The organism is Pseudomonas sp. IT-232MI5 (assembly GCF_949767845.1).
Taxonomy (GTDB): Bacteria; Pseudomonadota; Gammaproteobacteria; order Pseudomonadales; family Pseudomonadaceae; genus Aquipseudomonas.
Genome location: NZ_CATKQE010000009.1, coordinates 86,370 through 111,770 on the forward strand (window position 1 = coordinate 86,370; position 25,401 = coordinate 111,770).

At 57.9% G+C, this 25,401-nt stretch carries 25 protein-coding genes and 1 tRNA gene; 8 read left to right on the forward strand and 18 right to left on the reverse strand.

Features of this window, described 5'->3' with window-relative positions; translation table 11 throughout:
- Positions 1-25: 25 nt before the first annotated feature.
- The 5 genes from ACM6JQ_RS08200 to ACM6JQ_RS08220 form a co-directional block, all read right to left on the reverse strand.
- Positions 26-946 (reverse strand): LysR substrate-binding domain-containing protein, encoded by a 921-nt coding sequence (locus ACM6JQ_RS08200; RefSeq protein ID WP_007911372.1) that lies wholly within the window; start codon positions 944-946, stop codon positions 26-28.
- Between the two features lie 73 nt (positions 947-1,019).
- A complete protein-coding gene (locus ACM6JQ_RS08205; RefSeq protein WP_414893541.1) occupies positions 1,020-3,116 on the reverse strand; it encodes a DUF6311 domain-containing protein in 2,097 nt (698 codons plus the stop codon).
- Positions 3,113-3,499, reverse strand: coding sequence for a GtrA family protein (locus ACM6JQ_RS08210; RefSeq protein WP_095113770.1), 387 nt, complete (start codon positions 3,497-3,499; stop codon positions 3,113-3,115). Before ACM6JQ_RS08210 ends, ACM6JQ_RS08205 begins: the two co-directional genes overlap by 4 nt.
- On the reverse strand, positions 3,496-4,206 hold the full coding sequence (locus ACM6JQ_RS08215; protein WP_414893542.1) for a class I SAM-dependent methyltransferase: 711 nt from the start codon (positions 4,204-4,206) through the stop codon (positions 3,496-3,498). The genes ACM6JQ_RS08210 and ACM6JQ_RS08215 overlap by 4 nt, the downstream gene beginning before the upstream one ends.
- A gap of 3 nt (positions 4,207-4,209) precedes the next feature.
- Positions 4,210-5,175 carry a glycosyltransferase family 2 protein gene (locus ACM6JQ_RS08220; RefSeq protein WP_007911386.1) on the reverse strand — a complete coding sequence of 322 codons (966 nt, stop codon included), beginning with the start codon at positions 5,173-5,175 and terminating at the stop codon, positions 4,210-4,212.
- 276 nt (positions 5,176-5,451) lie between these two features.
- On the opposite strand from ACM6JQ_RS08220, the gene ACM6JQ_RS08225 reads away from it, so the two are divergent.
- Positions 5,452-5,643: a YegP family protein gene (locus ACM6JQ_RS08225; RefSeq protein WP_007911387.1), complete on the forward strand. Its 192-nt coding sequence runs from the start codon at positions 5,452-5,454 to the stop codon at positions 5,641-5,643.
- A 439-nt stretch (positions 5,644-6,082) separates the two neighbouring features.
- Positions 6,083-8,080 carry an acyltransferase family protein gene (locus ACM6JQ_RS08230; RefSeq protein WP_414893543.1) on the forward strand — a complete coding sequence of 666 codons (1,998 nt, stop codon included), beginning with the start codon at positions 6,083-6,085 and terminating at the stop codon, positions 8,078-8,080.
- A gap of 550 nt (positions 8,081-8,630) precedes the next feature.
- Here the strand turns inward: ACM6JQ_RS08230 and ACM6JQ_RS08235 are convergent.
- The 5 genes from ACM6JQ_RS08235 to dapA all read right to left on the reverse strand — a co-directional run bounded on the left by ACM6JQ_RS08235 (position 8,631) and on the right by dapA (position 12,325).
- A tRNA-Ser gene (locus ACM6JQ_RS08235) sits at positions 8,631-8,720 on the reverse strand.
- Positions 8,721-8,803: 83 nt separating this feature from the next.
- Positions 8,804-9,517, reverse strand: coding sequence for a phosphoribosylaminoimidazolesuccinocarboxamide synthase (gene purC, locus ACM6JQ_RS08240; protein ID WP_007911389.1), 714 nt, complete (start codon positions 9,515-9,517; stop codon positions 8,804-8,806).
- 28 nt (positions 9,518-9,545) lie between these two features.
- A complete protein-coding gene (locus ACM6JQ_RS08245; protein WP_007911390.1) occupies positions 9,546-10,307 on the reverse strand; it encodes an MBL fold metallo-hydrolase in 762 nt (253 codons plus the stop codon).
- Between the two features lie 6 nt (positions 10,308-10,313).
- Complete coding sequence (gene bamC, locus ACM6JQ_RS08250) at positions 10,314-11,429, reverse strand: outer membrane protein assembly factor BamC (protein WP_095113787.1); 1,116 nt, start codon at positions 11,427-11,429, stop codon at positions 10,314-10,316.
- 17 nt (positions 11,430-11,446) lie between these two features.
- On the reverse strand, positions 11,447-12,325 hold the full coding sequence (gene dapA / locus ACM6JQ_RS08255; protein ID WP_007911392.1) for a 4-hydroxy-tetrahydrodipicolinate synthase: 879 nt from the start codon (positions 12,323-12,325) through the stop codon (positions 11,447-11,449).
- A gap of 328 nt (positions 12,326-12,653) precedes the next feature.
- Here dapA and ACM6JQ_RS08260 point away from each other — a divergent pair, with 328 nt between their 5' ends.
- Positions 12,654-13,214 (forward strand): glycine cleavage system protein R, encoded by a 561-nt coding sequence (locus ACM6JQ_RS08260; RefSeq protein WP_007911394.1) that lies wholly within the window; start codon positions 12,654-12,656, stop codon positions 13,212-13,214.
- Positions 13,215-13,224: 10 nt separating this feature from the next.
- Positions 13,225-13,698, forward strand: a complete 474-nt coding sequence (locus ACM6JQ_RS08265) for a peroxiredoxin (RefSeq protein WP_007911395.1) — start codon at positions 13,225-13,227, stop codon at positions 13,696-13,698.
- 139 nt (positions 13,699-13,837) lie between these two features.
- Here the strand turns inward: ACM6JQ_RS08265 and ACM6JQ_RS08270 are convergent, their stop codons facing one another.
- Positions 13,838-14,908 carry an AI-2E family transporter gene (locus ACM6JQ_RS08270; protein ID WP_007911397.1) on the reverse strand — a complete coding sequence of 357 codons (1,071 nt, stop codon included), beginning with the start codon at positions 14,906-14,908 and terminating at the stop codon, positions 13,838-13,840.
- A gap of 31 nt (positions 14,909-14,939) precedes the next feature.
- A complete protein-coding gene (locus tag ACM6JQ_RS08275) occupies positions 14,940-15,179 on the reverse strand; it encodes a sulfurtransferase TusA family protein (RefSeq protein WP_007911399.1) in 240 nt (79 codons plus the stop codon).
- Between the two features lie 98 nt (positions 15,180-15,277).
- On the opposite strand from ACM6JQ_RS08275, the gene ACM6JQ_RS08280 reads away from it, so the two are divergent.
- Positions 15,278-16,711: a M48 family metalloprotease gene (locus ACM6JQ_RS08280; protein ID WP_016984698.1), complete on the forward strand. Its 1,434-nt coding sequence runs from the start codon at positions 15,278-15,280 to the stop codon at positions 16,709-16,711.
- An 81-nt stretch (positions 16,712-16,792) separates the two neighbouring features.
- On the opposite strand, the gene ACM6JQ_RS08285 is transcribed toward ACM6JQ_RS08280, so the two are convergent.
- The 4 genes from ACM6JQ_RS08285 to rpoE form a co-directional block, all read right to left on the reverse strand.
- Entirely contained in the window at positions 16,793-18,226 is a 1,434-nt protein-coding gene (locus ACM6JQ_RS08285) for a DegQ family serine endoprotease (protein ID WP_007911403.1), read from the reverse strand.
- Positions 18,227-18,436: 210 nt separating this feature from the next.
- Positions 18,437-19,402 carry a MucB/RseB C-terminal domain-containing protein gene (locus ACM6JQ_RS08290; protein WP_414893544.1) on the reverse strand — a complete coding sequence of 322 codons (966 nt, stop codon included), beginning with the start codon at positions 19,400-19,402 and terminating at the stop codon, positions 18,437-18,439.
- 8 nt (positions 19,403-19,410) lie between these two features.
- Positions 19,411-19,998 (reverse strand): sigma-E factor negative regulatory protein, encoded by a 588-nt coding sequence (locus ACM6JQ_RS08295; protein ID WP_007911408.1) that lies wholly within the window; start codon positions 19,996-19,998, stop codon positions 19,411-19,413.
- Between the two features lie 30 nt (positions 19,999-20,028).
- A complete protein-coding gene (gene rpoE, locus ACM6JQ_RS08300) occupies positions 20,029-20,610 on the reverse strand; it encodes an RNA polymerase sigma factor RpoE (RefSeq protein ID WP_003172477.1) in 582 nt (193 codons plus the stop codon).
- Positions 20,611-21,167: 557 nt separating this feature from the next.
- Here rpoE and nadB point away from each other — a divergent pair.
- The gene (gene nadB / locus ACM6JQ_RS08305) at positions 21,168-22,784 is read left to right on the forward strand and encodes an L-aspartate oxidase (RefSeq protein WP_007911416.1); all 1,617 of its coding nucleotides are present in this window, start codon (positions 21,168-21,170) and stop codon (positions 22,782-22,784) included.
- On the opposite strand, the gene ACM6JQ_RS08310 is transcribed toward nadB, so the two are convergent.
- Complete coding sequence (locus ACM6JQ_RS08310; RefSeq protein WP_095113789.1) at positions 22,753-23,205, reverse strand: protein YgfX; 453 nt, start codon at positions 23,203-23,205, stop codon at positions 22,753-22,755. The two genes, nadB and ACM6JQ_RS08310, sit on opposite strands and share 32 nt — an antisense overlap.
- The gene (locus ACM6JQ_RS08315) at positions 23,189-23,443 is read right to left on the reverse strand and encodes a succinate dehydrogenase assembly factor 2 (RefSeq protein WP_007911418.1); all 255 of its coding nucleotides are present in this window, start codon (positions 23,441-23,443) and stop codon (positions 23,189-23,191) included. Before ACM6JQ_RS08315 ends, ACM6JQ_RS08310 begins: the two co-directional genes overlap by 17 nt.
- Positions 23,444-23,593: 150 nt before the next feature.
- On the opposite strand from ACM6JQ_RS08315, the gene ACM6JQ_RS08320 reads away from it, so the two are divergent.
- A complete protein-coding gene (locus ACM6JQ_RS08320) occupies positions 23,594-24,535 on the forward strand; it encodes a YgfZ/GcvT domain-containing protein (RefSeq protein ID WP_123376319.1) in 942 nt (313 codons plus the stop codon).
- Between the two features lie 35 nt (positions 24,536-24,570).
- Positions 24,571-25,392 carry an HDOD domain-containing protein gene (locus ACM6JQ_RS08325; protein WP_007911420.1) on the forward strand — a complete coding sequence of 274 codons (822 nt, stop codon included), beginning with the start codon at positions 24,571-24,573 and terminating at the stop codon, positions 25,390-25,392.
- Positions 25,393-25,401: the final 9 nt, after the last annotated feature.

The window sequence follows — 25,401 nt, forward strand, 5'->3', positions numbered from 1 at the left end:
CGCAGCTCCTACACGGTGTTGTGGCTCAGGATGGGGTCAGTGGTCGTTCGCTCATGAATTGCTCCAGCCGCGAACGCAACCAGCGTTCGGCCGGATCGCTGTCCACATGGCTGAGCCAGACCATCGACAAATCCAGCGTCGGCGTCTTGAACGGAAAGGGTTCCTTGAACAGCAGCCCCGAAGTGGCCATGGCCGCGGCGGTGTAATCCGGCAGGCTGGCAATCAGGTCGGTGCCGGCCAGCAGCGCCGGCAACGCACTGTATTGCGGCACCGACAGCACCACCTGACGCGTGCGCCCCAGCTCTGCCAGCCACTCATCGGCAAACCCACTGACGTTGGCCGTGTGCGAAACCAGCACGTGCGGCCGCGCGCAATATTCATCCAGCGTCAGCGGCGTATCGCTGGCGTCGGCGCGCAGGATGCTCGGCTGGATGTGCCGCAGCAATTTGCGTTTGGCATTGGCCGGCAGACCTCGGGTCTGGCTGATGCCGACCGTGATATCACCCGCCGCGAGCAGGTCGGGGATGCGCCAGTAATCAACGTGTTGCACCACAAACACCACGTTCGGCGCTTCCTGGCGCAGCGCACGCAACAGCGGCGGCAGCAGGCCGAACTCGACGTCATCGGAAAGGCCAATGCGGAAGGTCATGGTGCTGACGGCCGGGTCGAAATCGCGGGTCAGACTCAGCGCGACCGAAAGTGAATCCAGCGCCGGCTTGAGGTGGCGGAAAATATCTTCGGCACGGGCCGTCGGTTCCATGCGATGGCCGACGCGGATAAACAGCGGATCGTTGAGCATCGTGCGCAAACGATTGAGCGCCGAGCTGATGGTCGGCTGGCCAAGGAACAGCTTCTCGGCCGCCCGGGTCACGTTGCGTTCGAGCATCAAGGTCTCGAACACCACCATCAGGTTGATGTCGGCCTTGCGAAGTTCATTGCGGTTCATCCATTGCCCCCTGCCCCCCGGAATACCGGCAGTGTAGAAAGGCCGAAGCCCCGGCGTCCATCGCCACGGTGCGTCAGTTCACGGTCAAGCGCTTCAAGCCAAGCCCCATGACCCGGGAATCGTCGTTCAGGCCCAATTGTTGCGGACTGATGGCATCGGGCAAATGAAACTCGATTGTCAGGCGATCATCGTCCGCTAAATGCTGACGGATCGCAGGACTGATCGGGATCTCCAAATGATTACCCTGATGTTGCACCAGGCGCGTAGTCAGCACCTGCTCGCCATTCACACTGACGATCACTCGCTGCGCCGGGTGTTGCGGCAAAACGAATGCCATGACCTCCAGCGCAATCGAGCGCGCCTCGGGTGTCACCCGCAAGTCGAGTTGCGCCTGCTGCCCCGCCGACCATGTTCCCCAGTTTTCCGCGGTCGACCAGCCGCTGACCAACTGCCGGGCGGAGTAGTTGAAGATCAGCGTCTGACCGGGACGCATCAATGCCAGTAGTGACATCCGCCGCCCTTCATCCGGCATGCTCAGACACTGCGAACAACGCTTCCAGCCCGGCGCGAGCACCACCAGACCATCCACTCGGGTCAGCAGATCCGTTTCACTGTTGACGCTTTTGGCGGCATCGGCGAGCACCGTATCGTCGAGGATGTACAACGAGTCGGCATCGTATTGCCCTGATTCGAGCATGCGCTGCGTTTTCTGCCGGGCCTGCTCAAGCGCAGTGGAACTCATGCGTCCCAGATAAACAGCGTCGGTTTTCAGGCCGTGAGTCGCGGCAAAATCGGCGATCATTTGCCAGCGCTCAGACTGATTCTGCGGCATCAGACTGCGGATATTCGGGTAATGCGCCGCCGCACTCGCCCAGAACGGATCACGCATCGGCGTTGCCCATTCTGCGGACGGCGTCATCATCTTGCCGTTGCGCAAGCCCATCCAGCCGTTGCGCGTGTCGACGACCTGCAACGTCAACGCCAGCGCCAGCAGCGCGACGACGATGCGTGGCCGGTAACCGCGCACCAGCAGGAACATCACCATCAGGATGAGCGCGTACAACACCGGCCAGAACATCCGCCCCGAGGCGCGAAAAACGTTCGCCAGTTTGATGGCGATTTTCGGTAGCGGGTAGCTGAACGTGTGTGCGCCGACGCCGATCTGGTTCGATAGCGCAAACAACGATAAACCGATCAACGCCAGCATTAGCCAAGGGCGAACGCGAAGCTCATCCTTCAGCGGCTGGCGGTTTCTCAGCCAGGCAATCAGCGCCAACGGCACCAGCAACAGCACACCAAGGCCCGGATAGTTGAAGCCTTCGTAATCGCCGCTGGCTTTTGGCAGGTCCGGCAAAATCAACGACCAACCTGCCGGATCCAATGGCGACAGCAGGTTCATCCGGTACAAACCGAAACCGCCGGATTGCGCGCCATCAGCAATAGCGAAGTAACCGACCTGCCAGCAACACACACTCACCACGGCAAACAGCGAAACGCCTTCGAGCAGACCCTGTCGCCGCGTCAATTGTTGGCTGAAGGTCTTGCCGAGCAGATCCGCCACCCAGATCAGCGCCACCATCGCCAGCAGGTACGCATGCACCATGGCGGTGACCGCCAACAGCGCACCCCAGGCCAGACGACGTCGATACGGGTTCGGTAATAACGCCAGGTACAGCGCCGCCAGAATCAGGAAATGCCCGGACAGGGAAAGGTGCCCGCCCATGCGCAGGAACATCGGCGGCGAAAACACCAATAAACCTGTGCCCAGCAAGCGAATCAGCGGATTCTCCGTCATCAGCCCCAGCAGTTTCCAGCCAAACCACGCTTGCAAGACGAAACACGCCAGCAGCCACAGGCCGAAGTACTGGAAGGTCGCCGGTAACCACGCATTGAACGGTTTGAACAGCAACGCCAGCAGCGGATTGGAGTCGGAGAAAATAATCGAATTGCCCAACTCCAGACCATAGAACGGGTTAAGCCCGAGCGGAAAGGTCCAGGGGGAGTGCCGGAAATATGCCCAGCCCAGATAATGCGTCGCCGGATCGCCCTGCTCCAGCCAGGCAATGTTTTGCGGATCCAGCGCTTGCGGCCCGATCACGCAGAAAAACGCCAATACGCCGAGCAACAACGGCAAAAGACCGAGCACCGGATGGTTTGGTGAAGCCTTCATCGATACGTCCAGAAATTGTGCAAGACAAAGGTGAACGCTGGAATCGTCAGTGCCACCGCAACAATACCCAGCAGATAGTGCAACCCGGCAATCTGCGCAGCCCAGGCAACGAACATCGCCAGGAAAAAGCCCCCCACAGATACCAGCAGGAAGCGCAGCAGCGTTCGGCCGTGCAAACGGGCAGAAAAACTCCAGGTGGTGTTGATCACATAGGACACCACCGTCGCCACCGCAAACGCCACGCCGTTAGCTAGCGGCGGTTGTGCAGCGATGAAATTGATAAACAGCACCGCCACCAGCGCATGCAGCGCGGTGACGAACAGCCCGGTCACGGCAAAGCGCACACCACGCTGGATCAAGGCTGATTTTTGCGCCGAGGTCACGGCTTTTGAGCCAGCACGAACACGCTCAACCCGGCCAAGCGGTTCATGCCCAGCAACGGCAGTTCGAGGCGGCACAAGGCCTTGAGGACACCGTTCACCAGCGGATGATGACGCTTGAGTTGCGAACGCGGCGGCTGGGCTTGCGCGCCTTGCGGCAGCAAGCGCAACGCCGCCGCAATCGGAAACACCGCGCCGAAATAATAGGCACCGCGCTGCACCGTCAAACCCGCGTCACGCGCCAGTGTTTCAAACTGCGCCAGGGTGTAGCGGCGCTTGTGCTCGAGAAAGTCGTCGTGACCGCTCCACAAGAACTGGAACGCCGGCACTGTCATCAGGAATCGACTGCCCGAGGGCACTTTATCGACGTACATCTTGAGCAAACCGAGATCGTCATCGACATGCTCCAGTACGTCCATCAACAACACCAGATCGGCATCGATGGTTTCGATCCCGCGACGGTAGTGCACCGGTTTGCCGGCGGTGGTCGCGCTGGAGTCGGCGGGATAACTTATATCCACGCACCACGCTTCGCGTGCATCGGTGTGCGTCAGCAAATGGTGGGAGAAAAATCCCGAACCGGCGCCGACATCGAGGATTCGCTTGATCGGTGCTTCACCGAGCATCCGTGTGGTGGCTGCGGCTTTCGAGCAGTAATACCAATGCTCGTTGATGGCGTCGCCGAGGATGTCGGTTTCCTTGAGATCCATGTATCAGTCCTTGGGGTCGTAGACGCGACGCACCAGAAAAACCGGCCGGCGTTTGGATTCGATATACGTGCGGCCCAGGTACTCGCCGAGCACTCCGATGCCGATCAATTGCAGCCCACCGAGAAAGGTCACGGCCACCATCAGCGAGGCATAACCGGGCATGTCGACACCGTGGATCAATGTGCGCAAGACAATGAAAATGGCGAAGGCAAACGACACCAGCGACACTAGCGCACCGACATACGTCCAGACCCGCAATGGCTCGGTGCTGAAACTGGTGATGCCCTCCAGCGCGAAATTCCACAACCGCCAACCATTGAACTTGCTCTGCCCCGCCACCCGCTCCGGACGCTCGTAATCGACGTGGGTGGTGCGAAAGCCGACCCACGCGAACAGGCCTTTCATGAAGCGTCGGGATTCGGGCAAGGTCAGCAAGGCATCGACCACGCAGCGATCCATCAAGCGAAAATCACCGACGTTCTCGGGTAAAGGCTGTTCGGCAATTTTGTTGTGCAGGCGATAGAACCAGTGGGCGGAAGTCTGCTTCGCCCAGGTGTCACTGCGGCGGCTGATGCGGTGACCGAGCACCACTTCAAAGCCTTCTCGCCAGCGCTCGATCATCAGCAGAATGACTTCCGGCGGGTCCTGCAAATCGGCATCGATGGGTACCACGATCTGTCCGGTCGCGATCTGCAAACCGGCGGACAGCGCCGCTTCTTTACCGAAGTTGCGGCTCAGGTCGACGATACGCAGGCGCACATCCTGACGCTGATGCTCAAGCAGGCGTTCGAGCGTGGTATCGGTGCTGCCGTCATTGACGAACACCAGTTCAAGATCGATTGACGTCTGCGTCTGAAAGACTTCATTGATGCGCCGCAAAAACGTGTCGAGGCTGTCCTCCTCGTTAAAAACGGGGACCACCAGCGATAACGTCACCTGCCCGGCCTGCTGCGTTCCGTGCTCAGTCAAAGGAGTGCTCTTTTTATAGTGATTGTCGGTCGCCGAACAATATTCGACGCCATGAGCCGTTCCGTATTAAGCAGCAGCGTCGACAACGTTGCAAGGATCAGACGGCGTCATTTTGGCCAATCCACAGGCCTATTGCTGCGCTCTAGCCCGCGCTCTTCAGAAACATCCGCCAACGATTGGAAACAAATGTCCGATAGCCAAAAAAACCGTCTGCGCTAGGCTTGCGACCATGCGCCACACAGGCTGTCGCACAATGAATCGCATGGAGCGAACTGAATGTATTTCGAGATTTACAGGCAATCCAAAGGCACCCCAAGCACCGGCAAAGGGCAATGGCGCTGGAGATTGCGGGCGGGTAACCACGAGACCATCGCCAGTGGCGAGTCTTATGTGAACAAGGCGGATTGTTTGCATGTGATCGGACTGATCAAGGCTGTGCAGGGGGAGACGCCGGTTAAGGAGATTTAACCGCGCGGGTCGATGCAGTCTTAGTCCCCATGCCAGGGAAGAAGTGAAAAAACTTATTAAGATCGGTATGCAAGGAAAAGGCGCTGCATAACTCGACGCATAGCGATGTGTATGACTTGATCAAACGGAAGCTGGTGCATTCGCAGTCGTGAATGCCTGATGCGGAGGCGATGTTGCTTCTGCCGAAATGAGAAAGCCCCATAGATTTTTCATCTACGGGGCTTTTTCCGTGTAATGGCGAAGAGGTAGGGATTCGCCGCCCTTGTTAGCCCCCTGACGAAATCTCCCTTTCGCAGCAGATTTCGCTAAACGCCAAAGCTGTTTTCCTTTTGCTGCTCGTCGCGGTAATTCGACCGGAGTTTCCTTGGCAACGAAATAATGGCACTATCGCGACCTCCCGCCCTCACCCTGCAAATAGCAAGAAAATGAGCCAACGTCAATGACAAACCCCAATTTAAAATACAGAAGAGACATAGACGGCCTCCGCGCGCTGGCTGTTATTTCTGTTGTGATTTTTCACGCGTTCCCGACTCTGGTGCCTGGGGGATTCGTAGGCGTTGATATATTCTTTGTCATATCCGGCTTTTTAATCGGCACCATACTACTTAAAAGCATTGACCGAGGTACTTTCAGTTTTTCAGATTTTTACGCCAGAAGGATACGTCGAATCTTTCCAGCCCTGACCCTGGTGCTAATAACCTGCTGGGTTGTTGGAAAGCTTGTCTTGTTACCGAATGAGATGACCGAACTCTCCAAGCACATCGCAGCAGGCGCAGGATTTGTAGCAAATTTTGCATTCTGGTACGAGAGTGGATATTTCGACACCGCAGCAGAACTAAAACCATTACTGCATCTATGGTCACTCGCAATTGAAGAGCAATTCTACCTGCTTTTCCCCATGATACTTTGGGCGGCCTGGAAGGTAAGACTTAGCGCTATCAAGCTAATTTTGGCTATTGGATTAGTATCACTGATTTTGAATCTCTACTTCATAGGTGTAGATCCAAACGCCACATTCTACCTACTGCCGACCCGCGCATGGGAACTGCTGGCAGGCACCTTGCTGGCTTGGGCCTGCTTACAGCCGTGGTGGGCGTCGAAGTTCGAAGGACAGCAATCCAGACTCAATGACGCGCTCAGCGCTGCCGGGCTCGCATTCATATTCTTCGCACTATTTAGCTTCAAGCCGAGCGATCAATTCCCCGGCTGGCGCGCAATACTTCCTGTGCTGGGGTCGGTACTCCTAATAGCAGCAGGACCTTCATCTGTAATTAACCGAAGAATTTTCTCAACACGGGTGGCTGTCGCCATAGGTTTAATCAGCTTTCCGCTGTACCTCTGGCACTGGCCTCTGCTTGCGTTCGCCCGCATAGTCCAAAGTGAAGAAACCAGTATCGAGATAAGATCGGCGGCGGTCGCAGCATCAATATTACTAGCATGGATTACTTATTCATTAATCGAGAAGCCGCTTCGCGCCGGAATAGTAAAGCAGCCGCGCCAAACCCCGGCTTTTGTCGGGTTGATGATAGTTATCGCGATTGGCGGATTTGCAACCTATAAACACCCAGCCGCTACCCCGCTGGAGACCAAAAACGAAGTAGCCCGAGCCATCGAGATAAATACCGCAGTTTCGCTGACGAACTGCGCAACCAGATTTCCCGACTGGAACACCATGACTGATAATCCGTGCCTGATTCAGGATGGCTTGATTACCAGCGCAGTCATAGGCGACTCACATGCAGCACACCTGTTTGCAGGTCTAAGCACCTACTCTAAGGCCGACCAGGGTTTAGCTGTTTTTCCGGCCAGTTGTGCTGCGCCATTTTACGATACGTCTACCGCACAAAAGGACAAAGCCGCCGCGAAGGTTCGCGCGAATGCATACCGTCTCATCAATGAGGCATATGATTACGCCTCAAAAGACAGCAGCGTAGTAAACGTACTTCTTGCGCATAACCCAAGATGCTCCTGGGAGGACGCTGTAGACATTCGAGACCCTGGCGAGAAGGACTTCAGAAAAGTTCTGGAATCAGGCATGAGGAGATCCTTCGAAATGCTATCTGAAGCCAAGAAAAATATTGTGGTGGTGCTAGACAATCCAAACCTGCCGTTTGACCCGTCGGCATGCGTCACACGCCCTTTCCGAATTACCGAAAAGAATGATGACTGCTCATTCCCAAGAAAAGTTTACGATCAGGACAGCGTAAATTCCGCCTATAACGAAATTGTTCAACGCGTCGCAAAAGACTTTACCAACGTAAAAATAATCGACTTAGCGTCGTTGTTCTGCGATTCCGACAGTTGCTACGCTGCGAAGGGCGGAAAAATTCTATACAACGACAGAAACCACCTATCTATGTACGGCTCGCAATACGTTGCTCCGTACATTCTAAAGTCCCTGCGCCACGAGAAAAATGAGCGCACCACGCAGCTTTAGTCGATATGGATGGATGATTGACCCGGGCAGAGCTGAACTGGCTGAATTCAAGGATGACAATATGAAACTTCATGCACTCGGGAAAGATTGCTGAATGCACGCCGTCTTTGGCCAGGACAGCACTGACATGATCAATGCGAGCGCAAACGGATTACATTAATAAAAGCTTGGCACAGACGGGGTGCAATCAGCCCCCGTTCGCCGATGTCTCTGATGCCCCATAACTCCAGTCAATCTGCCAGCCCATTGGGGCCACCACTGTCTTACGAGCGATAACCTCGCCCCCTCCCGATCTGCCAGCGAGCGCAGCTCGAACGCCACCCAATATACGCGACCGACTCAGAGCCCCCTTGCAGCCGCTCAAGCAGCTCAGGGATGCGCAGCAGTAGCTCATTGCCGAACAGAGCCAGGCTGCAGTGTAGGGAACCGCGCAACACCCCAAAGCGCCCTTACGGTTCCTTTTGCCCTGGAAACGCCCTGAACGAAAGCCCGAAAACGAAAAAGCCCCCGTAATCAGCAATGATTACGGGGGCTTCGTCTTGTTCAATAATGGCGGAGAGATAGGGATTCGAACCCTAGGTACCGGTGAAGGTACAACGGATTTCGAATCCGTCCCATTCGGCCACTCTGGCATCTCTCCAACGGCGCGCATCATAACAACACTTTTACCGAAAGCAAACCCTCTTTCGAAAATTTCTTCGTGCTATCAGATGCTTGCGTCGATTAAAGCGGTACACCCAGACGATTGGCGACTTCTTCGTAGGCTTCGATGACATCACCGAGGCCCTGGCGGAAGCGGTCTTTGTCCATCTTCTTCTTGGTGTCCTTGTCCCACAGACGGCAGCCGTCCGGGCTGAACTCGTCGCCGAGGACGATGGAGCCGTCGCTGAACACGCCGAATTCAAGCTTGAAGTCGACCAGCAGCAGGCCGGCGTCGTCGAACAGCTTGGTCAGGACTTCGTTGACCTTGAGCGACAGTTCTTTCATGCGAACCAGTTGCTCGGCGGTGCCCCAACCGAATGCCACAACGTGGGATTCGTTGATGAACGGGTCGCCCTTGGCGTCGTCCTTCAGGAACAGTTCGAAGGTGTAAGGGTTGAGCTTCAGGCCTTCTTCGACACCCAGACGCTTGACCAGGCTGCCGGCGGCGTAGTTGCGCACGACGCACTCGACCGGGATCATGTCGAGCTTCTTCACCAGGACTTCGTTGTCGGCCAGCAGTTTGTCGAATTGGGTCGGTACGCCGGCCGCTTCGAGTTTCTGCATGATGAAGGCGTTGAACTTGTTGTTGACCATGCCTTTGCGGTCGAGCTGCTCGATGCGCTTGCCGTCGAACGCCGAGGTGTCGTTGCGAAACAGCAGGATCAAGCGGTCAGCGTCGTCGGTCTTGTAAACCGATTTGGCTTTGCCGCGGTAGAGTTCTTCACGTTTTTCCATGATGGGCTCCGCTTGCTAAGTAGGTGGGCTAGGCGATGTGGCGCCAGTCGAGCCCTGAATCTTGATCGGCCAGTTGCAGCCAGTCCGGGTCGCACCCGAGGGTGTCGACAAAACATTGCCGGGCCAGCTGCGGCAGGTTGTTCTTGCTGCTCAGGTGGGCCAGAACCAGGTGTTGCAGACCTTGCCAGCCCAACTCCGACACCAGGAATGCCGCCTGATGGTTGTTCAAATGTCCCAGCTCGCCGCCCACCCGTTGCTTGAGAAAGTACGGGTAATGACCACGGGCCAGCATGTCACGACAATGGTTGGACTCGATCATCAACGCATCGAGGTCCCGATAACCGTCCAGCACCCGCTCGCAGTAGGACCCCAGGTCCGTCAGCAGGCCGAAACGCCGCTGCTCGTGATCACTGAAGACATACTGGGTCGGTTCCTGCGCATCATGGGCCACGGCAATGACCCCGATGTTCAGTGCGCCGATCTGCAGTTGCTCGCCGCCGGCCAGAAAGCCCGCGGGTTCAATCGGTTTGCGCATCCCGCGCAGTGTGCCGCGACTGAGGTAGACCGGTAGATTGTAGCGCCGAGACAGCAAACCCACGCCATGCACGTGGTCGGCATGTTCGTGGGTTACGAGTATCGCGCTCAGTTGCGCCGGGTTTACACCCAGGCGCAACAGGCGTTTTTCGGTTTCCCGCAGGGAAAAACCACAATCCACCAGCACGTACGTATCAGCACTGGCGATCAGCGTGCCGTTCCCTTGGCTACCGCTGCCGAGAACGGCAAAACGCATGGTTGATCAGCCCAGGTTGTCCTGAATCACGCTCAACACTTTGCGTGCCACTTCAGCCGGCGCGACGGTGTTGATGTTTTTCTCGACGGTGACCTGAATGTTCTCGCCAACCTTGCTCAGGCGAACCTGATAACGCTCGGCACGGGCTTCAACTTCTTCCTTGCTCGGCGCGCTGCCGAACAGGCTGCTGAAGAAACCAGGCTTGTCGTCTTTCTTCTCGGCTTTTTCGGCCAGGTTGATGTAGTACAGGCCGAGGCTGCGGTTGATGTCTTCAACGCGCCATTCGCCTTGTTCCAGTGCACGGCCAACGCTCGACCAGGCACGGTCCAGATCGTTACCGACGTTCAACACCGGGTTACCGCTGCCGTCTTCGCTGAGGCTGACACGGCTCGGCGTATCGAAATCACGCGAGGCCAGCATCGACACCGAACCGCCCTTCTCGGAGATCCGGCTCATGCTTGCGAGCATGTCATCGACCAGCGCCGCGTCCAGACCCGTGTTGACCGAACGGTTGGTGAAGGCCACATCGGCAGTGCTACCGGCAGGACGCTCGGCGCTGACCACGTAGATTTCACTGGTGTTGCGCTGCACGCCCGGCTCGATACGCACACGTACGCGGGTTTCGCTGTCGCTGGCGATACCGGCTGCGCTCAGGCGCTTGGCCATGGACGCGGACAGTTCGTCGGAATGCTGCCAGGTGGTGGTGAATTCGCCGGTTTGCGGGCGCTGTTCATCCAGACGGAAACCGTTGTCCTGGAAGAACTGCACCGCCACTGGCCAGACTTCGGCCGGTGGGTGCTGGGCTACGACCCAACGCGAATCACCGCTCTTCTGCAGCGAGTAATCGCTGGCATCGGCAACGGCCGACAGCGGCTGAGGACGCGGCACAATGTATTCGCCCTTGGCGGTGTCATCAGCAACGTTGCGCGGGATCGGCAACAGCGGATCCAGACGCTTGGAAGTGCTGACATCCGGTGGCAGTTGCATCGGTGCAGTCTGTTGCGCTTCCAGGTAATCGCTACCACGGTCACGGAAATAACCTTCCGGGCCCCAGACCCATCCGCAGCCACTGGTGCTGGAGATAATCAAGGCAAGTGCGGAAAGTCCGGCCATTCGCTTCATGCGTTGTACTTCCTCAATTAAACCAGGACGCTGCACTGGCGCAGGGCCGAGCGCAGCGTTTCATGACAAGGTGTGCTCAGCCAGGTCAGTGGCAGGCGGATGCCTTCGTGCATCAGGCCCATTTCAACCAAAGCCCACTTCACCGGAATCGGGTTGGCTTCGATGAACAGGTCTTTGTGCAGCGGCATCAGTTTTTCGTTGATCGCCCGTGCGGTGTCAGCGTCGCCTTTCAGCGCGGCCTCGCACAGATCAGCCATTTCGCGCGGAGCGACGTTGGCGGTCACCGAGATGTTGCCTTTGCCGCCCAGCAGGATCAGTTCAACGGCGGTCGGATCATCGCCGGACAGCACGATGAAGTCCTTGCTCACGCCATCAATGATCGCTTTGGCACGTTTCAGGTCGCCGGTGGCCTCCTTGATACCGATGATGTTCGGCACGGTGGACAGGCGGATCACGGTCTCGGCCTGCATGTCGCAAGAGGTGCGGCCAGGAACGTTATAGAGAATCTGTGGAATGTCGACAGACTCGGCGATGTGTTTGAAGTGCTGGTACAGGCCTTCCTGAGTCGGCTTGTTGTAGTACGGAACGACCAGCAGGCAGGCATCGGCGCCGGCTTCTTTGGCGTTGCGGGTCAGCTCGACGGCTTCGCGGGTCGAGTTGGCGCCGGTGCCGGCGATGACCGGGATGCGCCCGGCAACCTGTTTGACCACGGCTTTGATGACGGCGATGTGTTCTTCTACATCAAGGGTTGCCGACTCGCCGGTAGTACCGACCGCGACAATGGCATGGGTGCCGTTCTTGAGATGGAAGTCCACGAGTTTGCTGAGGCTGTCCCAGTCAAGACGCCCTTGTGCATCCATGGGAGTGACCAGTGCCACCATACTGCCCGCAATCATGAAACCGCTCCTGCCGGAAAAAGAGAGCGGTAATGGTACTGGCGCCAAGATGCTTGCACAAGCGAAGTACTGCGCTGCCGCCATTCCCCTTGGCGCCGCTTTTCGCTACCCTTCAGACTTTGATCGGTACTGATCAGCTTGTACGCCGGGTTCCAGCCTCCCTTTTCGGCCTCCCAGACCCCGTTCCTGCGTCGCATCGGCGCGCTCCCGCTATAGTGGAGCGAGCCGCGAGCTTGCCGGGCCTCTTTGTACGGACCGCCAGAACAGGCACTCCACGGCAGCCAACGCCCGTAAACCTACCGACCGCTCATCGCTTTAGGAATGCTGCATGTCCACCCCCACAGTTCGCGAACAATTCCTTGTCATCAGTGCCCTCGGCGCCAACCCCATGGAGCTGACTAACGTCCTGTGCCGCGCCAGCCATGAAAATCGCTGCGCCGTGGTTACTTCGCGCCTGACTCGCCATGGCGAGTGCAGTGCGCTGATCCTTGAGGTCTCCGGCAGCTGGGACGCCCTTGCTCGCCTGGAAGGCAGTCTGTCGGGCCTGTCCAAGAAACATGCTTTCACCGTCAACGTGGTGCGCAGCGCGCCGCTGGAAAATCGTCCGCAGGCGCTGCCGTACGTGGCGTATGTGAGTTCGGCGTATCGCCCGGACATCATCAATGAGCTGTGCCAGTTCTTCATGGATCACAACGTCGAACTGGAAAACCTGACCTGCGACACCTATCAGGCGCCGCAGACCGGCGGCACCATGCTCAACGCCACGTTCACCGTGACCCTGCCGGCCGGCACCCAGATCAGTTGGCTGCGCGACCAGTTCCTCGATTTCTCCGATGCGATGAACCTGGATGCACTGATCGAGCCTTGGCGCCCACAAAACCCAATGTAAGGAAGCTTTCATGGCCGTTGTCATCGACCAACCGGTTGCCGATTTCGAAGCGCCTGCCACTAGCGGGCAGACCGTCAGCCTGTCTGCCCTGAAGGGCAAGCAAGTGGTGATCTACTTTTACCCGAAGGACAGCACGCCGGGCTGCACCACTGAAGGTCAGGGCTTTCGTGATCAGTACGCCGCGTTCCAGGCAGCCAATACCGAGATATTCGGTATCTCCCGCGACAGCCTGAAGTCCCACGAGAACTTCAAGTGCAAGCAGGAGTTTCCGTTTGAGCTGATCAGTGACAAGGACGAGGCTGTCTGCCAATTGTTCGACGTGATCAAGTTGAAAAAGCTGTACGGCAAGGAATACCTGGGCGTTGATCGCAGCACGTTCCTGATTGATAAGGACGGTGTGCTGCGTCAGGAATGGCGCGGTGTGAAAGTGCCGGGGCATGTGGATGCCGTATTGGCTGCTGCTCAGGATCTGAATAAAGCCTGATGGTTTTGCGTCATTTTTACTGACGCCTTCGCGAGCAGGCTCGCTCCCACATTGGATCTGTGGCGCTCACAAGTCCAATGTGGGAGCGAGCTTGCTCGCGAATGGGCCCTAAGTGTCACCAAACAATTTGCATCAACCGCTACAGTAGTGGCGCCACCGCCGGCTCTCGGCGCGGCCACGCATCCAGCACCGCCTTGAACAGCGTCGCCAGCGGGATCGCAAAGAACACGCCCCAGAATCCCCACAACCCGCCAAACAACAGCACCGCGCAGATAATTGCCACCGGGTGCAGGTTGACCGCCTCCGAGAACAGCAATGGCACCAGCACGTTGCCATCCAGTGTCTGAATGATGCCGTACACCGCCATCAGATAGATGAACTGATCACTCCAGCCCCACTGGAACAATGCGATCAACAGCACCGGCACGGTCACGACCACAGCGCCGACATACGGCACCACCACCGACACACCGACCAGCAACGCCAGCAGTGCCGCATAATTAAGCCCCAGGGCGACAAACGCGATGTAGGTCACGCCGCCACAAATCACGATCTCGATGACCTTGCCGCGAATGTAGTTGGCGATCTGCCGGTTCATTTCCTGCGCAACCCGAGTGATCAGCGCGCGCTCGCGCGGCAGATAACCACGCACCCACTCACCGATCATGGCCCGGTCCTTCAGGAAGAAGAACACCAGGATCGGTACCAGCACCAGATAGATCATGATGTTTACCAGCAGCGGCAGACTCGACAGCGAGAATGTCAGCGCCCATTGGCCGAACTTGCCGATCTCGCCGCGCGCGGCTTCGATCGCCTGCAAAACCTGCTCGTCGGACACCAGATGCGGATAGCGCTCCGGCAAGAGCAACAGCAGCGACTGCCATTTGGCGAGCATGCCCGGCAGTTCGTTGAACAGCGTGATCAACTGATGCCAGAGCAACGGCAGCACCACGACGATAAACAGCATCAGCACGCCCATGAACAGCGCAAACACCAACCCTACCGCCACGCCCCCCGGCACGCGCAGACGTTCCAGCGTGACCACCAGGCCCTGCATCAGATACGCCAGCACCATCCCCGCCAACACCGGCGCGAGCATGCCGCCAAGCGTGAGCACTGCGGTGAAGGCGAGAAACAGCAGCACCGCCAGCACCACGGCTTCTTCATCGGAGAAGTAGCGCTGAATCCAGTCGCGTAACACTTTGAACATCAATAATCCTTAGGTCTTTACGCTGTCAGTTTCAGGCCTTTTTCAACCAATAACGGTAAACGCCTGCTTCGTCTTCTTCGCGCAGCAGCGTATGACCGGCCAATTTGGCAAAGGTGCGAAAGTCACGCTGTGAGCCTGCATCAGTCGCGATGACCTTGAGAACAGCGCCACTCTGGAGCTTGTTGAGTTCCATTTTTGCCTTGAGCAACGGCAACGGACAATTCAGGCCACTGGCGTCCAGTTCCACGTCATGGGCTACAGCGTCAGTCATTGCGTCACTCCGGTTCGGGTCGTCGAGCTGCCTAGAATATCTGGTCGCAGCTCCGGTGTCCGGCTACAGTAAGGTCTTTGTCTTCTAAGGCTTTGTGCATGACTTTTCTGCGCCCTACCCTGCTGACGCTCGCTTGCCTGCTCGCCTCACCAGGCTTTGCCGACGATCTGCCGTCACTCGGCGACGCCAGTTCTGCCATTGTCTCGCCGCAACAGGAATACCAGCTCGGCCGCGCCTGGCTGGCGATGTTGCGCAGCCAGGTTTCACAGCTCAACGATCCACAGCTCAAAGACTACGTCGAATCCAGCGTGTACAAGTTGGTGGAGACCAGCCAGGTCACTGACCGGCGCCTTGAATTCATTCTGATCAACAGCCCGCAGCTCAACGCTTTTGCCGCGCCGGGTGGTGTGGTCGGGGTCAACGGCGGCTTGTTCCTCAACGCACAGACCGAGGGGGAATACGCCTCGGTTCTTGCCCACGAATTGGCGCACTTGTCACAACGCCACTTCGCGCGCGGCGTCGAGGCTTCGCAACGGATGCAGGTGCCGATGATGGCCGCGCTGCTGGCCGGGATTGTCATTGCGGCAGCCGGCGGCGGTGACGCCGGTATCGCGACCATCGCCGGCACTCAGGCGGCGGCGATTCAATCGCAGCGGACCTTCTCCCGTCAGAACGAACAGGAAGCCGACCGTATCGGCATTCTCAATCTGGAAAAGGCCGGGTATGACCCGCGCTCGATGCCGACCATGTTCGAACGCTTGATGCGTCAATATCGTTTCGACGCCAAGCCACCGGAATTCCTGCTGACTCACCCGGTGACCGAATCGCGTATCGCCGACACCCGCAACCGCGCCGAACAGGCCAAACCGGGCGGCATTGAAGACTCCAAGCGCTATCAGTTGATCCGCGCGCGCGTGCAGTTGATCTACGAAGAAACCCCGGGCCTGGGCGCCAAGCGTTTCCGTGCGCAGCTGGATGAGAATCCGAAAAACGATGTGGCGCGCTACGGTCTGGCGATTGCACAGATCAAGGGCGGCCAATTGAATGAGGCGCGTGAGAACCTCAAGCAATTGCTGGCAACATCGCCTAACGAAATCATCTACAACCTTGCTCAGGTCGATCTGGACATTACCAATAATCGTTTGCCGGATGCGCAATCGCGGGTTGACCGCATGCTCACGCAATATCCGGGCAACTATCCCCTGAATCAGGTTCGGGTGGATCTGCTGCTGAAACAGAATCGCGCGCCGGATGCCGAGAAAGCACTGGAAGCATTACTCAAGTCACGTCCGGATGATCCGGACGTCTGGTATCAGGTCGCAGAGACTCGTGGCTTGTCGGGCAATATCATCGGCCTGCATCAGGCGCGCGCAGAATATTTCGCACTGGTCGGCGACTACCGCCAGGCCATCCAGCAACTGGACTTCGCCAAGCGCAAGGCTGGCAGCAACTTCCCGCTGTCCTCGCGGATTGACGCCCGTCAGCGTGAGCTGATGGAGCAGGAGCGGATGATCAAGGACATGATGGGCTGATCGTTACCCACCAAGACAAAAGCTGCAGGCATAAAAAAACCGCCTCTTTCGAGGCGGTTTCTTTTTTACCTTACCGCTGGGTTATTCAGCCAGCTTGAAGGTGATGAAGCTGGCACGGCCTTGACGCAGAACGCGCATCGACACCGAGCGGTTCTTCGGCAGCGCTTTGGCGATCTCACCGAACTCCTTGCTGGAGCCGATGGCCTGGTTGTTCAGGTGAGTAATCACGTCACCTGGTTGCAGACCGATCAACGCTGCAGGACCGTCCTGCACTTCCTTGATCACCACACCACCTTTAAGGTCGTAGGTTTTCTTCTGCTCGGCAGTCAGTTCGCCCACGGCAACACCGAGACGGTTGCTGGTGGTTTCAGCGCCAGACTTTGGCAGTGCATCCAGTTCTTTGTCTTCGTCCGGGATCGCGCCAACCGTCAGTTCGACGTTCTTGCGCTTGCCTTCACGAATCACTTCCAGATTGGCTTTGGCGCCAGCCTTCAGCGCGCCGACCAGATGTGGCAGGTCAGCAGACATGACGATCGGCTGGCCGTTCATGCTCAGGATCACGTCACCGACTTGCAGACCGCCCTTGGCTGCCGGGCCGTCATCCTGAATCTGGGCAACCAGCGCGCCGGCCGGTTTATCCAGACCGAACGACTCGGCGAGATCCTTGTTCACTTCCTGGATGACCACGCCCAGCCAGCCACGGCTGACCTTGCCACCGCTCTTCAGTTGGTTGGACACATCCATTGCCACGTCGATAGGAATCGCGAACGATACGCCCATGAAGCCGCCCGAACGGGTGTAGATCTGCGAGTTGATGCCGACCACTTCACCGCTCAGGTTGAACAGCGGACCACCGGAGTTGCCTGGGTTGATCGGCACGTCAGTCTGAATGAACGGCACATAGTTTTCGTTCGGCAGACTACGACCGACGGCACTGACGATGCCTTGGGTAACGGTGTGGTCGAAGCCGAACGGCGAACCGATAGCGACGACCCACTGGCCGGCTTTCAGGTCCTGGGATTTGCCAAGCTTCAATACCGGCAGATCCTTACCTTCGATTTTCAGCAGCGCCACGTCGGAACGTGGGTCGGTGCCGATCAGCTTGGCTTTCATTTCGCTGCGGTCGGCGAGGCGGACGAGAATTTCGTCGGCATCGGCAATCACGTGGTTGTTGGTCAGGATGTAGCCATCCGGAGAGATGATGAAGCCCGAGCCCAGCGACTGCGCTTCACGCTGACGACCACCACCGCCCGGCGAACGCTGTTGAGGCGGCATGCCACGTTCGAAGAACTCGCGCAGCATCGGCGGCAGGCCTTCCAGATCAGGCATCTGCTGGTTCACTTTGCGATCCGGCAGTTTCTGCGTGGTACTGATGTTCACCACGGCTGGCGACGCTTGTTCGACCAATTGGGTGAAGTCAGGCAGATCGGCTGCTTGCGCAGCAGGTACAGCCTGACCGAGCAACAGCACGGTGGCGAAAATGGAGAGATAAGATTTCAAACTTGGTATCGACATACAGCTCCCGTTACGACGAGCAGGGTTAAGCGATATGGAGCAAGGAACACCGGAAACCACCGACCGGCATTTTTGTTCCGGCAACAACAAACAAGGCCAGAGCCGTGAGGCTCTGACCTATAAAAAATTTTCAGGGTATTTGCAAATGAAAATGCTCAGCAAACATTTCATCTACGTCTCGACAAAGAAGTGGTAACGACTGAAATCAGCTCACTGCTTGCTGGTTGCAGTGCCATCGGTATTACGCATCGACAGAGCAATTCGTTCGGCAGTACCAATCGGGATCTCGCCGACCACGGTGACCATCATTTCGCCCTCAGGCGTGGTCAGGCGGCGGGAAACGGCAACGGTCGGGCCCAGCTGTGTCCGCGTGTCAGTGACGGTTTCGCCGTTCAATGGCTCAAGGAAAACCGAAAAACGCGCCAGACCGTCGTCATACAGCAAGCTGTTGACCTGAGTCTTGGTTTCCGGATCTTTGTGCGAAGTACTGCTGGTCAGTTCGAACCCCGGCGGCAACCATTCAGAGTGCCATACCTGAGCGGCCTTGACCGCCGAAGCCTTGTCGCTGTCCAAAGTAACTGCCTTGCAGTCAGCGTCAGCCTGCAAATCTTTGTCAGACGGGACTTCATCAGTATCAAGACTGGTGAACTGGAAGCGCTCGAGCAACTGCCCCTTGTCGTTTAGCAGTAACGACTTCAGCGGCAAGCCCGTTTTCTTGTCCAGATGCAACTCAAAACCGTAACGATGCTGATCGCGAGGCGTCAGCGAAACAATTACTGCGTCCCGCCCAGCCACACGCGACTTGCCAATGACGGCGAGGTCATACCAGTTTTTCAGCTTTTGCGGATCGAGAGGACGAGCGGCCGAGTTGGGAGAATCCCCCAGACCGGCAATCAGGGTGCCGCTGACGCATTGAGTGTGTCCATCAATGCGCACGACTTCCTGCGCCGAACCATCGAGCTGAAGTAAACGCTCGCGGACCTGGCCATTCTGGACGCGATGCCAGATGTTATGGGTAGAAAAGCTACCGTTACGCTCGTAAACGAATGTGCCGTGAAAGCTTTGCTGCTGCTCGGCCTGGCCCAGACGGGTCAACCAGTCCTGGGCCTCATCGGCGTAGGCTGGAACAATGAACCAGCCACTGAGCAGAAGCGAAAGTAGAGGTATGGCGCGCATGATCCTCCTTAACGGTTTTCCAGGCTTGCAGCACGTGCGTATGGCAACGCGCTTTCAGTACCTTTCAGTGCAGCCTGCTGAGCGTGCTGACGCAGGTAGCCTGGCAGACGCTGATCGTGCCAGCCTGGCTGACCTTGCAGTACGCCGTTGGCCATCGGGCCAGTGGCTTCCGAACTCTCACTATAGCCTGCCAGAACAGCCGGGCCTTTGACCTGTGGGGTCGCCAGAGTTGGCTGATTGGATTGCTGAGCCAGTTCGACACCAGCGATTTCGTCCTGGTTGTACAGGCGAACACCGGCCAGAACGGCAACAGTCACCGAGGCTGCAACAGCCAGACGGCCAAGGTTACGCCATGGGCTGCGCGATACTTTGGCCGGAGCCGTTTCGTCTTCCAGTGCAGCAGACACTGCCGCAGCGATGTCCAGACGTGGCAGCAGCAGATCCTTGTGCATGGCTGCCCGAGCGATCTGGTAACGAGCCCAGGTCTCACGGGTTTCTACGTCGTCCAGTGCATTGAGCACCCGACGCAATTCCAGTTCGTCCGCTTCGTTATCCATCACTGCGGACAGCGATTCCTGCAGGGCTTCACGACTCATGGCGTTCCTCTCTTGGCTGTCGCCGCTGTCTCAGTTTTCCTGCAACAACGGCTGCAGGGCTTTATCGATGGCCTCCCGGGCGCGGAAAATCCGGGAGCGCACGGTACCCACCGGACATTGCATGACGCTCGCAATGTCCTCGTAACTCAGACCATCGAATTCACGTAAAGTTAAAGCTGTACGCAAATCCTCTGGCAGTTGCTGGATGGTTCGATGGACGGTGCCTTCGATCTCATCCCGCAGCAGTGCACGTTCTGGTGATTCGAGATCCTTGAGGCCGTGATCGCCATCGTAGAACTCTGCATCCTCGGAACTTACATCGCTGTCCGGCGGCCGACGGCCGCGTGAAACCAGGTAATTCTTCGCCGTGTTAATGGCAATACGGTACAGCCACGTATAAAACGCACTGTCGCCGCGAAAGTTTCCAAGTGCTCGATACGCCTTGATAAAGGCTTCCTGAGCCACGTCCTGGGCTTCATGGGTGTCGTGCACGAAACGCACGATCAACCCGAGAATCTTGTGCTGATATTTCAGCACCAACAGATCGAAAGCTCGCTTGTCGCCGCGTTGAACGCGCTCGACCAGCTGCTGATCCTCTTCCTGGGTTAGCATGAACACTCCTCGATAAGCCCGAAGGAGACTTGCATAACTAAACGACCAGACTTGCAAACATAGACTCGGGCTTTTCGCAAAAGTTCTCCCCCTCCAGGCAAGTTTCCTGCGGGCTCTGATTTGGCACGCACGAAAAACGCAGCTCGGGATAAACCGGCTGCGCGAATAATCTTGTCATCGGTTTCGCCGGCAGGAATCCAACCGCGGATTCCGCACTGAAGCCGACACTGTCCCTTATCTCTGGCACCGACTATTGATCTTGGGCCTTTGGCAAAAGTTCCAATTATTTATAGCCGTCGCCACCCGACATTGGGCGACTCTGTGCAGAAAACGTCTGTTTCAGCGCCGATACAGTCGCCTTTCCCCCAAACAGGGAAAAAAAACTTCCGACGAAGCACACCTTTTTCCCGTCACAGTAGTTTCACAATGCCATATCGGCCCGGCTATTGTGCCGTCCCCCCCCTCTATATACTAGTGGGCTGTGTGGCTGTCTTGACTCGCCGATCCAGCGGTCTTGCACCACCCCCGACCCGGGTCGCTTTGAGCGGAATCCTGTAATGAGCCAACAATTCCAACACGATGTTCTGGTCATAGGCAGCGGTGCTGCCGGTTTGAGTCTCGCGCTGACCCTGCCAGGTCATTTGCGCATTGCCGTATTGAGCAAAGGCGATCTCGCCAACGGTTCAACTTTCTGGGCCCAGGGTGGCGTCGCCGCCGTGCTCGATGACACTGATACTGTCGAATCCCATGTAGACGACACCCTGAACGCCGGCGGCGGGCTGTGCCATGAAGACGCCGTGCGCTTCACTGTGGAGCACAGCCGCGAAGCCATCCAGTGGCTGATCGATCAAGGCGTCCCCTTCACCCGCGACGATCAGTCAGGTACTGAAGACGGCGGGTTCGAGTTCCATTTGACCCGAGAGGGCGGCCACAGCCATCGGCGCATCATCCACGCCGCTGATGCTACCGGCGCGGCCATTTTCAAAACCTTGCTGGCCCAGGCCAAAGAGCGTTCGAACATCGAGCTCCTGGAGCAGCGGGTTGCTGTCGATCTGATCACCGAACGACGTTTGGGCATGGACGGCGAGCGCTGCCTCGGCGCCTACGTACTCAATCGAAAAACCGGCGAAGTCGACACCTACGGTGCACGCTTCGTGATTCTGGCCTCCGGCGGTGCCGCCAAGGTCTACCTCTATACCAGCAACCCCGACGGCGCTTGCGGTGATGGCATCGCCATGGCCTGGCGTTCGGGTTGCCGGGTGGCGAACCTGGAATTCAACCAGTTCCACCCGACCTGCCTGTATCACCCGCAGGCCAAGAGTTTTCTGATCACCGAAGCCCTGCGTGGCGAAGGCGCGCATTTGAAGTTGCCCAATGGCGAACGCTTCATGTCTCGCTTCGACAAACGCGCCGAACTGGCACCGCGCGACATCGTCGCCCGGGCCATCGACCACGAAATGAAGCGCCTGGGTGTCGACTGCGTCTATCTCGACATCAGCCACAAGCCCGAAGACTTCATCAAGACGCACTTCCCCACTGTTTATGAGCGCTGCCTCGGATTTGGCATCGACATCACCAAACAACCAATTCCCGTCGTACCGGCGGCGCACTACACCTGCGGTGGCGTGATGGTCGATCAACATGGCCGCACCGACGTGCCGGGCCTGTACGCGATTGGCGAAACGAGTTTCACCGGCCTGCACGGAGCCAACCGCATGGCCAGTAATTCGCTGCTGGAATGTTTCGTCTATGCCCGTTCGGCAGCAGCCGACATTCTCGCGCAACTGGACGATATCACCGCGCCAAACGCCCTGCCCGTCTGGGACGCCAGCCAGGTCACCGACTCGGACGAGGATGTGATCATCGCGCACAACTGGGATGAACTGCGGCGGTTCATGTGGGACTACGTCGGTATCGTGCGCACCAACAAGCGCCTGCAACGGGCGCAACACCGTGTGCGCCTGCTACTGGACGAGATCGACGAGTTCTACAGCAACTATAAAGTCAGCCGCGATCTGATCGAGTTGCGCAATCTGGCGCAAGTCGCCGAACTGATGATCTGCTCAGCCATGGAACGCAAGGAGAGTCGCGGCCTGCATTACACCCTCGACTATCCTGATCTGCTGCCCGAGGCACTCGACACTATTCTGGTGCCGCCCACCTACGCCGGCTGAACTTGAGCCGTACTCGCAGGCGTCGGTGCAGATCCGCCGCCTGCGAGTCCCGGGGCACACAGATCGATCTGACCCGCCACTCGCCGCGCAGGCGAAAACGCAGAACCACGATCAATGGCAGCGCGAGGCTGTCCTGGCGCAACTGCACCGACTGCCAACCATCAGCCTGATTCCACAACTGCCAGCCATCGACGTCCCGGCGCAATCCGCGAAAAGCCCGACGGTGATTCAGCAGAATCTGCCGAGGCAACACCCAGACGCCATGAAGCAGGCAGGCGAAAGCCCCGAGCAGACTGGCCCAGAGTGGAATCGATAGCAGAAACAATGCACCCAGTGCGAACGCCTGGGCCAGCAGATACGCCGCCAGCAACTGCCGTGAGGCATGCCAGCGGCATTCGAACGTGTTACTTGGGCTGGACACGGTCCAGGATCATGCGAACCATGCGCTGCAGTTCCGGATCTTCAGACTCGCTGCGCTCCATGAACCAACCGAACATGTCCTGATCCTCGCACGTCAGCAGACGGACATACAGATCGCGATCCACCTGGTTCAACGTCGCGTAAACCTCCTGCACGAACGGCACCAGCAACACGTCAAGCTCAAGCATGCCGCGACGGCTGTGCCAAAAGAGGCGATTCAGTTCAACTTGTTCGACCATGGAGCCCTCCTCAAATTTGGCGGCAAGTATACAGCCCCGAGACAGGTCGCACAGTCGGCTTTGGTCGGGGACCACCGATCCTTTATCAACTACCCATTTCAACAACGCGCCCTTATGATGTGCCCCAGTCTATTTACCCTGCGATGACCCATGGCCGATTCTGCTTTTTTCTGCACCCTGTCTCATGAAGGCGTTCTCGCGGTTCGCGGCGCGGATGCCGGAAAATTCCTGCAAGGCCAGTTGACCTGCAACCTCAATTACCTCAGCGACACTCGCGCCAGCCTCGGCGCCCGCTGCACGCAGAAAGGCCGGATGCAGTCGAGCTTCCGCATTCTGCTCGAAGGTGACGGCGTGGTTCTGGCGATGGCCAGCGAGCTGCTGGAGCCGCAACTGGCGGACCTGAAAAAATACGCGGTGTTCTCCAAATCGAAACTGACCGACGAAAGTGCCGCTTGGGTACGTTTTGGCCTGGAGCATGGCGATAACGCCTTGACCAGCCTCGGTCTGGACCTGCCGGAGGAAACCGACAGCGTTGTGCGTAATGAGGGTCTGATCGCGATTCGCGTCTCGCCGGATCGCGCCGAACTCTGGGCACCGGCCAATCAGGCTGACGCGATCAAAGCCAAATTGTCCGCAGCCCTGCCTGAAGCCGAGCTGAATCAATGGCTGCTGGGCCAGATCCGTGCCGGTATCGGTCAGGTCATGCCAAGTACCCGCGAGCTGTTCATCCCGCAAATGCTCAACCTGCAAGCCGTTGGCGGCGTGAGTTTCAAGAAAGGCTGCTACACCGGCCAGGAAATCGTCGCGCGCATGCAGTACCTGGGCAAACTCAAGCGTCGTCTGTACCGCTTGAGCCTGGACGCTGCTGACCTGCCAGAACCTGGCACACAACTGTTTGCACCAAGCCACAACAGCTCCATCGGCGAAGTGGTGCTGGCCGCCAAGGCCGGGCAAAACATTGAACTCCTGGCGGTGCTGCAGGCCGAAGCTGCCGAAGCCGGTGATTTGCATCTGGGCACCCTCGAAGGTCCCGCGCTGCATCTGCTCGACCTGCCTTACGAACTGGATCGCGACCGCGAAATCCAGCGCTGATCGCAGCATTTGTTGCAACACCCTAGAGAGTTTAAATGAGCGAACTGGCGGAAAAAGTCCAACAGGATTTGGTTGAGGCCATCGATAACGATGACCTGGTTCTGCCCACGTTGCCGGAAGTGGCCCTGCAGATTCGCAAGGCCGCTGAAGACCCGGAAATCAGCGTCAGCGACCTGAGCAAAGTCATCGGCCGGGACACGGCGCTGTCAGCGCGCCTGATCAAAGTGGTCAACAGCCCGCTGCTGCGCGCCGCACAGGAAGTCACCGACCTGCACACCGCCATCACCCGGCTGGGCATCAACTACAGCAGCAACCTGGCGATCGGTCTGGTAATGGAGCAGATCTTCCACGCCCGCTCCGAAGTGGTCGAACAGAAGATGCGCGAAGTCTGGCGCAAGAGCCTGGAAATTGCCGGGGTCAGTTACGCGTTGTGCCGCCGCTACACACAACTCAAACCCGATCAGGCAGCGCTCGGCGGGCTGGTGCATCAGATCGGCGTGTTGCCGATTCTGACCTACGCCGAAGATCACTATGAGCTGCTGTCGGATCCGGTCAGCCTCAACCATGTGATCGATCACATTCATCCGTTGCTGGGCGACAAGCTCCTGCGGGTCTGGGAGTTTCCGGAACGTCTGGTGGAGTTGCCGGGGCGCTATCAGGACTTCAAGCGCGATTCGACGGCCATCGATTACGTCGATCTGGTGCAAGTGGCGAGCCTGTATTGCCACAAGGACACTGATCATCCGTTTGCGCGGATTGATCCAATGACAGTTCCGGCGTTCAGGAAGCTTGGGATCGACCAGGAGAACAAGGAACTGTGCGCGGATCTGGAAGAGTCGCGGACGATGTTTTACTGATCCGAGACC

What these genes read in the sequence shown, in the direction of transcription:
- ACM6JQ_RS08275 (WP_007911399.1), bottom strand. Translation starts at nt 15,179, where the DNA reads ATGACTGACGCTGTAGCCCATGACGTGGAACTGGACGCCAGTGGCCTG.
- ACM6JQ_RS08245 (WP_007911390.1), bottom strand. Translation starts at nt 10,307, where the DNA reads ATGCGTTTTGCCGTTCTCGGCAGCGGTAGCCAAGGGAACGGCACGCTG.
- dapA (WP_007911392.1), bottom strand. Translation starts at nt 12,325, where the DNA reads ATGATTGCGGGCAGTATGGTGGCACTGGTCACTCCCATGGATGCACAA.
- ACM6JQ_RS08325 (WP_007911420.1), top strand. Translation starts at nt 24,571, where the DNA reads ATGAGCGAACTGGCGGAAAAAGTCCAACAGGATTTGGTTGAGGCCATC.
- ACM6JQ_RS08285 (WP_007911403.1), bottom strand. Translation starts at nt 18,226, where the DNA reads ATGTCGATACCAAGTTTGAAATCTTATCTCTCCATTTTCGCCACCGTG.
- ACM6JQ_RS08205 (WP_414893541.1), bottom strand. Translation starts at nt 3,116, where the DNA reads ATGAAGGCTTCACCAAACCATCCGGTGCTCGGTCTTTTGCCGTTGTTG.
- rpoE (WP_003172477.1), bottom strand. Translation starts at nt 20,610, where the DNA reads ATGCTAACCCAGGAAGAGGATCAGCAGCTGGTCGAGCGCGTTCAACGC.
- ACM6JQ_RS08265 (WP_007911395.1), top strand. Translation starts at nt 13,225, where the DNA reads ATGGCCGTTGTCATCGACCAACCGGTTGCCGATTTCGAAGCGCCTGCC.
- ACM6JQ_RS08200 (WP_007911372.1), bottom strand. Translation starts at nt 946, where the DNA reads ATGAACCGCAATGAACTTCGCAAGGCCGACATCAACCTGATGGTGGTG.
- ACM6JQ_RS08320 (WP_123376319.1), top strand. Translation starts at nt 23,594, where the DNA reads ATGGCCGATTCTGCTTTTTTCTGCACCCTGTCTCATGAAGGCGTTCTC.
- ACM6JQ_RS08315 (WP_007911418.1), bottom strand. Translation starts at nt 23,443, where the DNA reads ATGGTCGAACAAGTTGAACTGAATCGCCTCTTTTGGCACAGCCGTCGC.
- purC (WP_007911389.1), bottom strand. Translation starts at nt 9,517, where the DNA reads ATGGAAAAACGTGAAGAACTCTACCGCGGCAAAGCCAAATCGGTTTAC.
- ACM6JQ_RS08230 (WP_414893543.1), top strand. Translation starts at nt 6,083, where the DNA reads ATGACAAACCCCAATTTAAAATACAGAAGAGACATAGACGGCCTCCGC.
- bamC (WP_095113787.1), bottom strand. Translation starts at nt 11,429, where the DNA reads ATGAAGCGAATGGCCGGACTTTCCGCACTTGCCTTGATTATCTCCAGC.
- ACM6JQ_RS08290 (WP_414893544.1), bottom strand. Translation starts at nt 19,402, where the DNA reads ATGCGCGCCATACCTCTACTTTCGCTTCTGCTCAGTGGCTGGTTCATT.
- ACM6JQ_RS08260 (WP_007911394.1), top strand. Translation starts at nt 12,654, where the DNA reads ATGTCCACCCCCACAGTTCGCGAACAATTCCTTGTCATCAGTGCCCTC.
- nadB (WP_007911416.1), top strand. Translation starts at nt 21,168, where the DNA reads ATGAGCCAACAATTCCAACACGATGTTCTGGTCATAGGCAGCGGTGCT.
- ACM6JQ_RS08280 (WP_016984698.1), top strand. Translation starts at nt 15,278, where the DNA reads ATGACTTTTCTGCGCCCTACCCTGCTGACGCTCGCTTGCCTGCTCGCC.
- ACM6JQ_RS08215 (WP_414893542.1), bottom strand. Translation starts at nt 4,206, where the DNA reads ATGGATCTCAAGGAAACCGACATCCTCGGCGACGCCATCAACGAGCAT.
- ACM6JQ_RS08295 (WP_007911408.1), bottom strand. Translation starts at nt 19,998, where the DNA reads ATGAGTCGTGAAGCCCTGCAGGAATCGCTGTCCGCAGTGATGGATAAC.
- ACM6JQ_RS08270 (WP_007911397.1), bottom strand. Translation starts at nt 14,908, where the DNA reads ATGTTCAAAGTGTTACGCGACTGGATTCAGCGCTACTTCTCCGATGAA.
- ACM6JQ_RS08225 (WP_007911387.1), top strand. Translation starts at nt 5,452, where the DNA reads ATGTATTTCGAGATTTACAGGCAATCCAAAGGCACCCCAAGCACCGGC.